This is a genomic window from Mesobacillus subterraneus (genome assembly GCF_023715485.1).
Classification (GTDB): domain Bacteria; phylum Bacillota; class Bacilli; order Bacillales; family Cytobacillaceae; genus Mesobacillus; species Mesobacillus subterraneus_B.
This window is the reverse complement of the sequence record NZ_JAMBOF010000008.1, coordinates 89,451-102,439: the sequence shown is the minus strand read 5'-3', so window position 1 is coordinate 102,439 and position 12,989 is coordinate 89,451. Positions and strand designations below refer to the sequence as shown.

At 43.6% G+C, this 12,989-nt stretch carries 12 protein-coding genes; 11 read left to right on the top strand and 1 reads right to left on the bottom strand.

What is annotated here, in order from left to right:
- The first annotated feature begins 2 nt into the window (after positions 1-2).
- The 11 genes from M3204_RS13330 to M3204_RS13280 all read left to right on the top strand — a co-directional run bounded on the left by M3204_RS13330 (position 3) and on the right by M3204_RS13280 (position 12,619).
- Positions 3-986 carry an alpha-ketoacid dehydrogenase subunit beta gene (locus M3204_RS13330; RefSeq protein WP_251482618.1) on the top strand — a complete coding sequence of 328 codons (984 nt, stop codon included), beginning with the start codon at positions 3-5 and terminating at the stop codon, positions 984-986.
- A gap of 46 nt (positions 987-1,032) precedes the next feature.
- Complete coding sequence (locus M3204_RS13325) at positions 1,033-2,331, top strand: dihydrolipoamide acetyltransferase family protein (protein ID WP_251482617.1); 1,299 nt, start codon at positions 1,033-1,035, stop codon at positions 2,329-2,331.
- 165 nt (positions 2,332-2,496) lie between these two features.
- The gene (locus M3204_RS13320; protein WP_251482616.1) at positions 2,497-4,458 is read left to right on the top strand and encodes a methylmalonyl-CoA mutase family protein; all 1,962 of its coding nucleotides are present in this window, start codon (positions 2,497-2,499) and stop codon (positions 4,456-4,458) included.
- The gene (scpA, locus tag M3204_RS13315) at positions 4,445-6,625 is read left to right on the top strand and encodes a methylmalonyl-CoA mutase (RefSeq protein WP_251482615.1); all 2,181 of its coding nucleotides are present in this window, start codon (positions 4,445-4,447) and stop codon (positions 6,623-6,625) included. The genes M3204_RS13320 and scpA overlap by 14 nt, the downstream gene beginning before the upstream one ends.
- Complete coding sequence (meaB, locus tag M3204_RS13310; protein ID WP_251482614.1) at positions 6,625-7,758, top strand: methylmalonyl Co-A mutase-associated GTPase MeaB; 1,134 nt, start codon at positions 6,625-6,627, stop codon at positions 7,756-7,758. The genes scpA and meaB overlap by 1 nt, the downstream gene beginning before the upstream one ends.
- Before the next feature lie 226 nt (positions 7,759-7,984).
- On the top strand, positions 7,985-8,422 hold the full coding sequence (locus tag M3204_RS13305; protein ID WP_251482613.1) for a BrxA/BrxB family bacilliredoxin: 438 nt from the start codon (positions 7,985-7,987) through the stop codon (positions 8,420-8,422).
- A 239-nt stretch (positions 8,423-8,661) separates the two neighbouring features.
- A complete protein-coding gene (locus M3204_RS13300; RefSeq protein WP_251482598.1) occupies positions 8,662-9,459 on the top strand; it encodes a transporter substrate-binding domain-containing protein in 798 nt (265 codons plus the stop codon).
- Between the two features lie 84 nt (positions 9,460-9,543).
- Positions 9,544-10,203, top strand: coding sequence for an amino acid ABC transporter permease (locus M3204_RS13295; protein WP_251482596.1), 660 nt, complete (start codon positions 9,544-9,546; stop codon positions 10,201-10,203).
- Positions 10,196-10,918: an amino acid ABC transporter ATP-binding protein gene (locus M3204_RS13290; protein ID WP_251482594.1), complete on the top strand. Its 723-nt coding sequence runs from the start codon at positions 10,196-10,198 to the stop codon at positions 10,916-10,918. Before M3204_RS13295 ends, M3204_RS13290 begins: the two co-directional genes overlap by 8 nt.
- Positions 10,919-11,081: 163 nt before the next feature.
- Complete coding sequence (locus M3204_RS13285; RefSeq protein WP_353056045.1) at positions 11,082-12,077, top strand: aromatic acid exporter family protein; 996 nt, start codon at positions 11,082-11,084, stop codon at positions 12,075-12,077.
- A gap of 26 nt (positions 12,078-12,103) precedes the next feature.
- On the top strand, positions 12,104-12,619 hold the full coding sequence (locus tag M3204_RS13280) for a L,D-transpeptidase (RefSeq protein WP_251482592.1): 516 nt from the start codon (positions 12,104-12,106) through the stop codon (positions 12,617-12,619).
- A 151-nt stretch (positions 12,620-12,770) separates the two neighbouring features.
- On the opposite strand, the gene prli42 is transcribed toward M3204_RS13280, so the two are convergent.
- Positions 12,771-12,866 (bottom strand): stressosome-associated protein Prli42, encoded by a 96-nt coding sequence (gene prli42 / locus M3204_RS23730; RefSeq protein ID WP_207499914.1) that lies wholly within the window; start codon positions 12,864-12,866, stop codon positions 12,771-12,773.
- Positions 12,867-12,989: the final 123 nt, after the last annotated feature.

Here is a 12,989-nt window from a genome sequence, read left to right as displayed (position 1 = left end):
AAATGGCGGTTATTTCTTATATAGATGCAGTTACATTAGCGATCAAAGAAGAGATGGAAAGAGACCCGAGAGTTTTTGTCCTCGGTGAAGATGTTGGTAAAAAAGGCGGAGTATTTAAAGCGACTCAAGGTCTGTATGATCAGTTCGGCGAAGATCGCGTTCTTGATGCACCTTTGGCAGAATCTGCAATCGCCGGGGTTGGAATTGGTGCGGCCATGTACGGTATGCGTCCTATTGCTGAAATGCAGTTCGCTGATTTCATTATGCCTGCGGTAAACCAAATTATTTCGGAGGCAGCAAGAATCCGCTACCGTTCCAACAATGATTGGAGTTGTCCAATGGTTATCCGCGCTCCTTACGGCGGCGGAGTCCATGGCGCCCTCTATCACTCCCAATCTGTCGAGGCAGTTTTTGCGAATCAGCCGGGTTTGAAGATTGTCATGCCTTCGACTCCTTATGATGTAAAAGGATTGCTTAAAGCAGCGATCAGGGATGAAGATCCGGTATTGTTCTTTGAACATAAGCGCGCCTACCGCCTGATTAAAGGTGAGGTGCCGGAAGATGATTATGTTCTCCCAATCGGCAAGGCAGACGTAAAGCGCGAGGGTGAGGATATAACGGTCATTACCTATGGATTGGCAGTGCATTTTGCCTTACAGGCAGCTGAAAGACTCGCAAAGGATGGTATTTCAGCACATATCCTTGATCTTCGCACAGTTTATCCATTGGATAAGGAAGCCATCATTGAAGCTGCATCCAAGACAGGAAAAGTCCTCCTCGTTACGGAAGATAACAAAGAGGGAAGCATTATGGGTGAAGTAGCGGCTATTATTGCGGAACATTGCTTGTTCGAATTAGATGCACCAATCAAAAGGTTGGCAGGTCCTGACATTCCAGCCATGCCATACGCTCCGACAATGGAGAAATATTTTATGATCAATCCGGATAAAGTGGAAAAAGCAATGAGAGAACTTGCTGAATTTTAATATAAGCATATTGGAAATAGAATGAATGGAGAAGGAGGTAATACCTTTGGCAATCGAACAAATTAAAATGCCTCAATTAGGTGAGAGTGTTACTGAAGGCACTATCAGCAAATGGCTGGTATCCGTTGGCGACAAAGTGAATAAATATGATCCCCTTGCAGAAGTAATGACCGACAAGGTAAATGCTGAAGTCCCATCTTCTTTTACTGGGACAATCAAGGAATTGATTGCGAATGAAGGCGATACATTAGCGGTTGGCGAAATCATCTGTACGATTGAAATAGAAGGCGGGAACGAAGCTGCTCCAGCTGCTCCTGCAGCAGAGGCTGCACCTTCAGCTGTTGCTGCAGAAGCGCCAGCTGCAAACGAAGGAAATAAAGCAAGATATTCACCGGCTGTTTTAAAGCTTTCCCAGGAAAACAGCATTGACTTAACCCAGGTTAAGGGCAGCGGTGCCGGCGGCAGGATTACCCGTAAGGATTTGCAGAAGATCATTGAATCAGGCAATATCCCGCAGGCTTCTGCCCAGTCAGCGCAGCCAAAAGAAACAGTTCAAGCACAACCTGCTGCTGTCCCGTCTGCGCCACAAGTTCAACCTGCTGCAGTACAATCTGCAACAGCTCCAGCTGTCCCTGTTTCAGCTGGAGATATTGAGATTCCGGTTACTGGAATACGTAAAGCAATTGCGGCAAATATGCTAAGAAGCAAGCATGAAGCTCCACACGCCTGGACCATGGTTGAAGTCGATGTAACAACCCTTGTGGAATACAGGAACAACATCAAGGATGATTTCAAGAAAAAAGAAGGCTTCAACTTAACGTTCTTTGCTTTCTTTGTGAAAGCAGTCGCCCAGGCACTCAAGGAATTCCCACAAATCAATTCCATGTGGGCTGGCGATAAGATCATCCAGAAAAAAGATATCAACATTTCCATCGCGGTTGCGACTGATGATGCGTTATTCGTTCCTGTCATCAAAAATGCAGACGAAAAAACAATCAAAGGCATTGCCCGCGAAATAACAGAAGTTGCCCAGAAGGTACGTACTGGCAAGCTCCGCTCAGAGGATATGCAAGGCGGAACATTCACAGTCAATAACACTGGCTCATTCGGCTCAGTTCAATCAATGGGAATCATCAACTATCCACAAGCTGCAATCCTGCAGGTTGAATCGATCGTTAAGCGTCCTGTTGTAGTGAATAACGGCATGATCGCTGTCAGGGACATGGTCAGCCTATGTCTATCACTTGATCACCGTGTACTCGATGGCCTTGTTTGCGGACGATTCCTCGCTAGGGTAAAAGAAATTCTTGAAAATACATCGAAAGACACTACCTCAATATACTGATTAATATAATTAGCCGCTGCTTTTGCAGCGGCTTTTATATTGGAAGCCCTTCGTTGCTAGAATAGCTATCGTGTAATAAAATAAAGGAGAGAATTAAAATTTGAATTTTATCACAATTTTTACGTATAAAGGGGGGAAGGCTGTCTTATTGATGGACAGTAGGATATGACGATTGAAAAGATGAAAACATGCTCGTTTAATACAGCTTCATTCGATGATTGGCAGGAAAAAGCAGCCGCATCGCTAAAAGGCAAACCGCTCGATACGCTTTATACAAATACATACGAAAATATCACTCTAAAACCGCTTTATACAAAGGATGATTTCCCGGAAGGAATGGTAGGTGATTTCCCCGGAGTGCCTGATTACAGACGTGGTATCCACCCGATGGGCTATCAATCAGACTCGTGGCAGATTGCCAACCGAGTAACCTATTGTAATCTCGAGGAACTGAAAGAGAAAATGGATTCTGCCCTTTCAAAAGGGCAAACTGCGATTTCATTTGAGGTGAAACCGGAAATTTTTGCTGATCAAAAAAGTTTGATTGCTTTTTTCTCAAGCTTTAAAAATGGCTATCCTTTCTGTATCAATGCAGGCAGCCTTCAGGCACCATTGCTTGCTGCCCTGGTTATCGCAAACCAGGAAACTGGCAAGGCTGATAAGCTTTCAGGTTTTATCGCTGCCGACCCAGTTGCCGAAGCAAGTCTAAATGGCGGTATACCAAAAGAAGAAACCGAATTCTTTCAAGAATGGTCAAGAATGCTTGAAGAAGCTAGCACAGAACTGCCATCATTAAAAACGGTTATGGTCAATGCTGCTCCTTATCACAATAGCGGCGCCAATGCTGTACAAGAGCTCGCGGCCGCAATTGCAACGGGAGTTTTCCTTCTTCAAAAATTAATTGAAAATGGATGGGAATTAAAGAAAGCGTTATCAAAGATGGTGTTTAATTTTGCGATTGGCTCGAATTTCTTTATGGAGACGTCGAAGCTCCGGGCGGCCCGCCTTTTATGGAATAAAACAGCTGAGGCTTTTGGAGCAGGCATGGAGGATCGTAAGTTAGTCATATCGGCTGAAACCTCCATCTTCACAAAGACGATTTCTGATCCGTACGTCAATATGCTTCGGACAGGTAATGAGGCCTTCGCCGCAGTTCTTGGAGGAGTACAGTACCTGCATACTGGCACATTTGACGAAGCGGCCGGAAACACAAATGAATTTTCGGAAAGGGTTGCCCGCAATACACAGTTGATTCTCAAGTCAGAGGCTCACCTTGAAAAAGCAGCGGACCCTGCTGGTGGTTCATTTTACGTTGAGTCATTGACTAAACTGCTTGCAGAAAAAGCATGGGAACTCTTCCTTGAGATTGACAGCAAGGGCGGTGTATATGAAACTCTTAAATCAGGCTGGCTCCAGGAGCAGATTGCCAAGACTGCCGGGAAACGCGAAATAGATATCCTTAAGCGCAAAAAAAGCATCATCGGTACGAATGTTTACGCTAATCTTGCAGAGAAAATCACTGAACCGGACAATCATGAAAATAGTAAAAACTATATCAGCGGGTCGCTCGTTGACATCATGCAAAAAATAAAGTCTGATGAGGCGATTTCAAGTTCATTTATTGAAATAAGTAGCAATTTTCCTCCGTTAGAAATGAAAAGACTAGCAGAACCATTTGAAAATTTGAGGTTCAAGGCAGATCGGATTGAAAAAGAAGGAAGTGTAAGGCCTTCTGTCGGTTTAATCTGTTTGGGAGAATTGAAGAAACATAAGGCGAGAGCTGATTTTATTTCTGGATTCCTTGCAGCTGGCGGTATCCATGCTGAACGGAGCAGCGAGATTACAAATGCTGCAGATGCTGCGGACTTCATCAAATCAAGCAATATTGGTCAGTTTGTTATATGTGGTGAAAATGGGGACTACTCTACGATGGGCCCAGAGTTTGCAAGTGAACTTAAACAGCAGCATCCAGAAATCGAGTTATATTTGGCGGGACTGCCGGATGAAGAAGAAGCTGAATGGAAAGCAGCCGGAATTGAAGAATTCATTCACATAAGAAGCGATGCATATCAAATCCTTTCATCATTGCTTCAGCACATGGAGGTGAGTGCAGATGCAAAAGCCTGATTTTACAAAGATACGTTTGTTCGATGAAGAAAATAAAGTAAGCAGAGAACAAATCGACCAGCAAATTAGCCGCACAATGAATGATGTGGTATTCGAAACAAATGAACAGATTAAAGTGAAGCCATTATATACAACAGATGATTTATCCTCTGCAGACCATCTGGACAGCATGCCTGGACTTCCTCCGTACACAAGAGGTCCTTATCCAGCGATGTACGTTAATCGTCCATGGACAGTAAGACAGTATGCCGGCTTCTCAACGGCCGAAGAAAGCAATGCGTTTTACAGACGGAATCTGGCTATGGGACAAAAGGGCTTATCGGTTGCATTCGACCTTGCGACCCATCGGGGCTATGATTCCGACCACCCGCGTGTTGAAGGGGATGTGGGTAAAGCTGGAGTTGCGATTGATTCCATAATGGATATGAAGATATTGTTCGATGGCATCCCGCTTGACCAGATGTCTGTATCAATGACTATGAACGGTGCTGTCCTGCCAATCATGGCTTTTTTCATCGTGACAGCCGAGGAACAGGGTGTTACACAGGATAAATTGTCTGGCACGATCCAAAATGACATCCTCAAGGAATATATGGTGAGAAACACTTATATCTATCCACCGGAAATGTCGATGAAGATCATTGCCGATATTTTCGAGTATACGTCAAAATATATGCCTAAGTTCAATTCAATCAGTATCTCAGGCTATCATATGCAGGAAGCCGGGGCTCCAGCAGATATTGAACTGGCATACACGCTCGCCGATGGGCTTGAATATGTCAGGACTGGCCTAAAGGCTGGGATAAATATCGATTCATTTGCGCCAAGATTGTCATTTTTCTGGGCAATCGGGATGAATTATTTCATGGAAGTGGCCAAGATGAGAGCAGCCCGTTTCATCTGGGCAAAAATAATCAAAACCTTCGATCCGAAAAATGAAAAATCAATGGCATTGAGGACTCATTCGCAAACATCTGGATGGAGCCTTACCGAACAGGATCCATACAATAACGTCATACGTACATTGATTGAAGCTCACGCAGCTGCAATGGGACATACACAATCGCTCCATACGAATGCACTTGATGAAGCGATTGCTCTTCCAACTGATTTTTCTGCACGGATTGCGCGCAATACCCAGCTGTATCTCCAGGAAGAAACAGGTATAACAAAGGTGATTGACCCTTGGGCCGGCAGCTATTATGTTGAAAGTTTGACAAATTCGCTGATTGAGCGGGCATGGGAGCATATTGAAGAAATCGAAAGTCTTGGCGGCATGGCAAAAGCAATTGAAACCGGCCTTCCAAAAATGAGGATCGAAGAAGCAGCAGCGCGCCGCCAGGCACAGATTGATTCTGGTAAAGAAACGATTATTGGTGTCAACCAATATAAGCTTGAGAAAGAAGATCCGCTTGATATCCTGGATATTGATAATACAGCCGTTCGGGCGAAACAGATTGCAAGGCTGAACGAGCTTAAAGAAAATCGTGACAATGAAAAAGTTGAAGCAGCATTGGAGCAGCTCTCACGGGCAGCAGAAACTGGAAATGGTAACCTGCTGGAATTCGCAGTTAAGGCTGCACGCGTACGGGCGACACTAGGCGAGATTTCCGATGCAATCGAAAAAACAGCAGGAAGACACAAAGCAATTATCAGATCAATAAGTGGTGTTTACAGTGCTGCGTTCACGAATGAAGAAGAAATAGCCGAGGTTCAGACGCTGACGGAGGAATTCCTTGAAAATGAAGGCAGAAGACCGCGCATTCTAATAGCCAAGATGGGTCAGGACGGTCATGACCGCGGGGCAAAGGTTATTTCCACTGCCTTTGCGGATCTAGGATTTGATGTGGACATCGGACCACTTTTCCAGACTCCTGAAGAAACAGCGATCCAGGCCGTTGAAAATGACGTCCACGCAATTGGCATCAGCTCGCTGGCCGCAGGCCATAAGACGCTGCTTCCTATGCTCGTCCAGGAATTGAAAAAGCTGGGTAGGGAAGATATTGTTGTTATTGTCGGCGGCGTCATTCCGGCACAGGACTATCAATTTTTATATGAAAACGGCGCAAGCGCGATTTTTGGTCCAGGGACGGTCATACCAGTTGCGGCACAAAAAGTTTTGCGGGCAATCTATGAGCGACTTGGCTACGAGGAAGTGTCGCGTTAATGGCAGATGAGAAAAAGCCAGAATGGTTCAATCCGCAAATGGCTGATTCCTTTTTGAGCAGTCTAAAGCCCGGGGTAACAGACGAAAGCACTGACGGGAATAAAAGTCCTGTAAGAGGAGGACGTTTCGTCAAGAAAAAAAATGGCAGGAAAATCGAACCTGCAACGCTTGCGGCAGATATCAGAAATGGAAACCGAACTGCACTGGCAAAAGGGATTACCTTGATTGAAAGCAACGCGGAGCATGATTTTCAGTCTGCTCAGGCTTTGCTGCAACAGCTGCTTCCTGATGCCGGAAAATCAATCAGGATCGGAATAACGGGAGTGCCTGGAGCTGGTAAAAGCACCTTTATCGAAAGCTTTGGAAGTTATTTGTGCAGTCTTGGCCATAAAGTTGCTGTACTTGCCGTTGATCCAACATCGCGCTTGACCGGCGGAAGTATACTTGGAGATAAGACAAGGATGGAAATGCTTGCGAGGAATCCGCGTGCATTTATCCGTCCTTCTCCTTCAGGAGGAAAGCTTGGAGGGGTACACCGGAAAACTCGTGAAACGATGCTTGTATGTGAAGCCGCAGGGTTTGATGTCATCCTGGTCGAAACAGTCGGGGTTGGCCAGAGTGAAGTGATTGTCAGAGATATGGTCGATTTCTTCATGCTTCTCGTCCTGACCGGAGCAGGGGATGAACTGCAAGGAATGAAGAAGGGGATCATGGAGCTTGCCGATACAGTAATTGTCAACAAAGCCGATGGCTCGAATGAGCAGGCAGCGAAAAAGACAAAGGAAGAATATAATCGGATCCTTCATTTTCTGCAGCCTGCAACAAAAGGCTGGCAGACAGTTGCATTAACTAGTTCTGCTTTGAATGGCAAGGGTATAGAGGATGTCTGGAAAACAATATCAAAATTTGACAGAATCACTAAGGCAAGTGGTTCGTTTGAAGACAGAAGGCGTACCCAGACAAAAGAATGGCTGAATGATATGATCATCGATCAGCTGCAGGCGAATTTCTTTCAGAATCCGACAATTAAACTCTTGCTTCCTAAGGTTGAAAATGAAGTCATATCTGGAAATAAGCCCGTATCCACAGCGGTAGATGAATTGTTCAAGTCTTATTTCGGTACAAAAAAATAAGCTGTCCAGCGCTGGGCAGCTTTTCATCTTATTAAATCACAGAAAAAAAAGCGGACAACGGTAAGTATGCCGTTGTCCTTCATCTAGGGAGTTTAGGGGTATGGATCTAGCTGTAATGTTACCTTTCCCGGAAATTCGGAGAGTTAAACATACTTTGAAAAATTTATTTTAATTGTTATCATATAAATATGTATTTTAAAATTTCCAGCAGAGGAGAGATCAATCGATGAGCATGGATTTCAATTTTTTTATGAATGATGTTGTCCGCCAGGCACGCCAGGAAATAACGGCAGCTGGATATACAGAATTGACGACGAGTGAAGAGGTAGAACAAGCATTAGGTAAAAACGGTACTACCCTGGTCATGGTTAACTCGGTTTGCGGATGTGCTGGTGGTATCGCGCGCCCTGCGGCCGCGCACGCACTTCACTATGATAAGCGCCCCGACAATCTTGTTACTGTGTTTGCAGGACAAGATAAAGAAGCTACTGAAAAAGCCAGAAGCTACTTCACAGGCTACCCGCCATCATCCCCATCTTTCGCCTTGTTGAAGGATGGAAAGCTTTGTACAATGATTGAGCGCCACGAAATTGAAGGCCACGATCCAATGCAAGTAGTGAATAAACTGCAGAAAGCATTTGAAGAAAATTGTGAAGAAGTATAATATCTTAACTTAATCCCAGCATTGCTGGGATTTTTTTTTACGATTTTTTATAGAGTACAAGCGGTTATAAAATTCTAAAATTTATATTTAAAAATATTATTGCATATTTACTAGTATGTGTTAAAATACATTTTAGTTAATAAATATTAGGTCGTTCAGCAAAGTGTACCAAATTCGATACTAATATATTAATAAAATTGTATAAAAATAACAGACTTAACATTATAGGAGGAAAACAAGTGAAAAAGGCATTATCTATTTTTATGACTGCGATTTTAATTATGGGAGTTTTGGCTGCATGCGGCACAGCTTCTGAAGAAAAAGAAAATGCGGGCGGCAATGGCGAAGCAAAGAAAGTGTTAACAATGGGGACTTCAGCTGACTACCCTCCATTTGAATATGTGGAAACTGCTAAGAGCGACGAAATCATCGGTTTTGACGTTGACCTTGCAAATTTGATTGCTGGTGAATTAGGTTATGAAGTCGAAATTAAGGATATGGATTTCAACGGTCTTATCGGGGCGATCCAGGCCGACCGTGTTGATTTTGTCATGGCAGGCATGACGCCAACTGAAGACCGTAAAAAAAGCGTCGACTTTTCTGATGTTTACTATACAGCTAAACACATGATCGTTTCTGCAAAAGACAGCAACATTAAGTCAATCGAAGATCTGGAAGGTAAAACTGTTGGCGTTCAGCTTTCTTCCATCCAGGAAGGCAAAGCTGAAGAAATTGGTGAAACAGTGAAAATCAAAGTTGAAAAACGCACTAGAATCCCGGAATTGGTCCAGGAAATCAAAGCGGGACGCATCGATGCAGCAATTATTGAGGATACAGTAGCAGAAGGCTATTTCAAGAATAACCCTGATCTTGCAGGTTTCACAATCGAAGATGCAAATGAAGAAGAAGCAGGATCTGCAATCGCTTTTCCTAAAGACAGCAAGCTGACTGAAGAATTCAACAGAGTCCTTAAAGAGAAAATGGAAAATGGCGAAGTAGAAAAGCTAGTTGTTAAATGGTTTGGCGGAGAAAAGTAAATTTGAAAAAACAGGCGTTCAGAATGGTTATGTCTTCTGGGCGCCTTTCTCCTTCATGAAATAATAGAGAGGACTGTTAACACTATGGATCTGGATTTTACCGCCATCCTTCCTTCATTGCCATATATCCTGAAGGGAATTGGCGTCACTCTGAAAATAGTTTTGGTAGCAGGGCTTCTGGGCTTTGCATTTGGAATCATTCTTGCAATTTTTAAAATCAGCAAATATAAGGCGCTTAACTGGTTTGCTGATGTGTATACATCCATCTTTCGCGGTACACCGCTCATTTTGCAGCTGATGATCATTTATTATGGTGCTCCGCAGATTATTGGCGTTGAAATTTCATCTTATACTGCCGCCGTTGTATCATTTTCCTTGAACTCGGCTGCATATATATCTGAAATCATTCGCGCAGGAATTCTAGCAGTTGATAAAGGACAGAAAGAAGCAGCGATGGCTCTTGGCGTTCCTGGCAATAGAATGATGAGGGACATCATCCTGCCTCAGGCTCTGAAGAATATCCTCCCTGCATTGATGAATGAATTTATCACCCTTACAAAGGAATCGGCAATCGTTACTGTTATTGCAGCGAATGATATCATGCGCAGAGCTTATATTGTCGGCGGGGAGCAGTATAGATTTTTTGAGCCATTCATTTTTGCCGGACTCATCTACTATCTCATGGTCATCTCCTTGACAGTGGCCGGCAAGGCAGTTGAAAGGAGAATGAGACAAAGTGATTAAAGTACAGGATCTTCATAAATCATTTGGTAAGCTTGAAGTTTTGAAGGGTATTTCCACCACGATAGAAAATGGCGAGGTCGTTGCGATCATTGGGCCTTCAGGCTCTGGGAAATCAACCTTCCTGCGCTGCCTGAATTTGCTGGAACAGCCGACGAGCGGGAAAATCTTGATTGGAAAAGATGATGTTACCGACAAGAAAACGAATATCATGAAAGTCCGCGAAAATGTAGGAATGGTTTTCCAGCACTTTCATTTGTTCCCGCATATGACAGTCCTGCAAAATGTCACATATGCACCGATTAAAGTTAAAGGCTTATCAAAGGAGGAAGCAGAGAAGCATGGATTGCAGCTTCTAGAAAAGGTAGGCCTCTCGGAGAAAGCAAATGAATACCCAAACAGGCTTTCCGGCGGGCAGAAACAGCGGGTAGCCATTGCGCGTGCATTGGCCATGAACCCCGGAGTCATGTTATTCGATGAACCAACATCTGCTCTTGATCCGGAAATGGTTAAAGAGGTGCTTGAAGTAATGAAATCCCTTGCTCATACGGGAATGACAATGGCGATTGTTACTCACGAAATGGGTTTTGCCCGTGAGGTGGCGGATAGAGTGCTGTTCCTGGACGGAGGGGTACTGGTGGAAGATGCACCCCCTGCGGAATTTTTCAGCAGCCCTAAAAGCGAAAGAGCAAGAGAATTTCTGGAAAAAATGCTTTAATACAACAGTGTTGCTTTTGTATTAATTTAGCAATCTGATACACTAATGGATGATCATATCTAACTTGATATGGTCATCTTTTTTATTATTTTTAATGTATAGCTTTGGCAATTAGTCCTTAGTGCCCTATTGCTTAAGCTTATCTGTGTTAGGGGAAATCAAAGTGAAATTTAGAATTGGCTACAGAACAATAAAAACAGCGCTTGGCACGGCCTTGTCGATTATGATTGCCCAGTTTCTCGGCTTTGAAAACTTTGTGTCAGCTGGGATTTTGACGATTCTTTGCATTCAGGTCACAAAGAAGCGATCCCTGCAGGCGTCATGGCATCGATTTCTTGCCTGTATCATCGCGATGGCATTTTCGGCAATATTTTTTGAAGGAATGATGTACCATCCAATAGTCATTGGCCTTCTTCTACTCTTTTTCATCCCAACAGTTGTAATGGCTGGAGCAAAGGAGGGAGTGGTATCAAGCAGTGTCATCATCATGCATATTTATTCGGCTGGCAATGTAACGGCGGCATTGCTTTTGAATGAGCTGGGAATCATCACAATCGGCATTGGAGTTGCTTTGATCATGAATTTATATATGCCAAGCGTTGATTATAAGCTTGAGGAATACCAGAGGGAAATAGAGGTCTATTTCAAGAAGATTTTTAGTGAAATTGCCATCTATCTGAAAAACAAAGACAGCAGCTGGGACGGCAAGGAATTGACTGAAGCGGCGAGCGTGATTGAAAAGGCGAAAGCACTTGCAATGCTTGATGTGGAAAACAATATATTAAGAGATGAAAACTTATATTATCAGTACTTTAAAATCCGTGAAAAGCAATTTGAGATCATTGAAAGGGTACTTCCTTCGGTTACTTCTATTCCTCAGCATGTAGAACAAGGAACAATGGTTGCTGAATTTGTCGAGACTCTTGCGAAAGGAATCAATCCAGGTAACACAGTACTATTCCATCTTGAAAAATTAATGAGAATGAAGGCTGAGTTCGAGAACATGGACCTTCCAATAACAAGGGAAGAATTTGAAGCACGGGCAGCACTGCTACATTTTGTCAACGAGATGGAACAGTTCTTGCTGCTGAAAAGGTCGTTCAAGGGCTTGGCAACTCTTAAAAGCAGGCATGAAAAGGAAGAGGCCGGGGCAAACTAACGGAAATAGACAACGGAGGGAATAAAATGCACGTATTTATTTCTATGCTGCTTGCGGCAATTGTCTTCTCGCCAATTTGGCCATTAGGTCCAAACCCGCTGCCCGGAGACCCGTTTGTGATCGTGAACAAGCAAACGAATGAGGTTGCCCTCATCAACGAAAACAGAGTCCAGACAGTGGTCAGCGCAGCTACAGGAAAATCAGAACATCTAACACCTGAAGGCCTCTTCACGATTACAGTCAAGGCACCAGAACCATATTACCGCAAAAAGGATATCCCTGGAGGAGATCCGAAAAATCCTTTAGGCAGCAGGTGGATTGGTTTTGATGCTGAGAATACAGATGGAAGAACATATGGAATACACGGAACAAATGACCCTGCAAGCATCGGCAAAAAGATTTCACAAGGCTGCGTTCGGCTCCAGAATGAAGCAGTTGAATCATTGTATGACTATATTCCAGTAGGTACAAAAATACTCATTACGTCCTCCTCAAAAAGCTTCATTGAACTTGGCAAGGAGCAAGGGGCCATCAGCAAATAAGAAAAGCGCAAGCGCCCTGGTCAGCGCCGACAAGCTACTCGAGGGGCTAGGCGATGGAGCCGGACCTTTCTTGAAGTTGAAGACATATAAATTCTGATACTAAAAAAAGGGCTGTCAACTGACAGCCCTTTAAGTCTTTATAGCGGATTTATTATAGAAATGTTGACAGGCCCATAAGAAGGGTCGAAGCAAGCATAGTAAAAAGCATGATATATACTACTACCTTCCTGGTATTCGGTTTACGCATATACAAATTCCCCCTTCTAAACTTTTGCAGTTTATCTTTTATTATTTTACATTCATTTAGACAATTCAACAACCCTATCAAAGTCTCTTTTAATAACTATACTGACTTTTATGTTAGGGTTAT

Excerpts from the sequence above, each read along its gene's own strand:
- prli42 (WP_207499914.1), bottom strand. The coding sequence starts at position 12,866 with ATGCGTAAACCGAATACCAGGAAGGTAGTAGTATATATCATGCTTTTT.
- M3204_RS13330 (WP_251482618.1), top strand. The coding sequence starts at position 3 with ATGGCGGTTATTTCTTATATAGATGCAGTTACATTAGCGATCAAAGAA.
- M3204_RS13295 (WP_251482596.1), top strand. The coding sequence starts at position 9,544 with ATGGATCTGGATTTTACCGCCATCCTTCCTTCATTGCCATATATCCTG.
- M3204_RS13305 (WP_251482613.1), top strand. The coding sequence starts at position 7,985 with ATGAGCATGGATTTCAATTTTTTTATGAATGATGTTGTCCGCCAGGCA.
- M3204_RS13320 (WP_251482616.1), top strand. The coding sequence starts at position 2,497 with ATGACGATTGAAAAGATGAAAACATGCTCGTTTAATACAGCTTCATTC.
- meaB (WP_251482614.1), top strand. The coding sequence starts at position 6,625 with ATGGCAGATGAGAAAAAGCCAGAATGGTTCAATCCGCAAATGGCTGAT.
- scpA (WP_251482615.1), top strand. The coding sequence starts at position 4,445 with ATGCAAAAGCCTGATTTTACAAAGATACGTTTGTTCGATGAAGAAAAT.
- M3204_RS13280 (WP_251482592.1), top strand. The coding sequence starts at position 12,104 with ATGCACGTATTTATTTCTATGCTGCTTGCGGCAATTGTCTTCTCGCCA.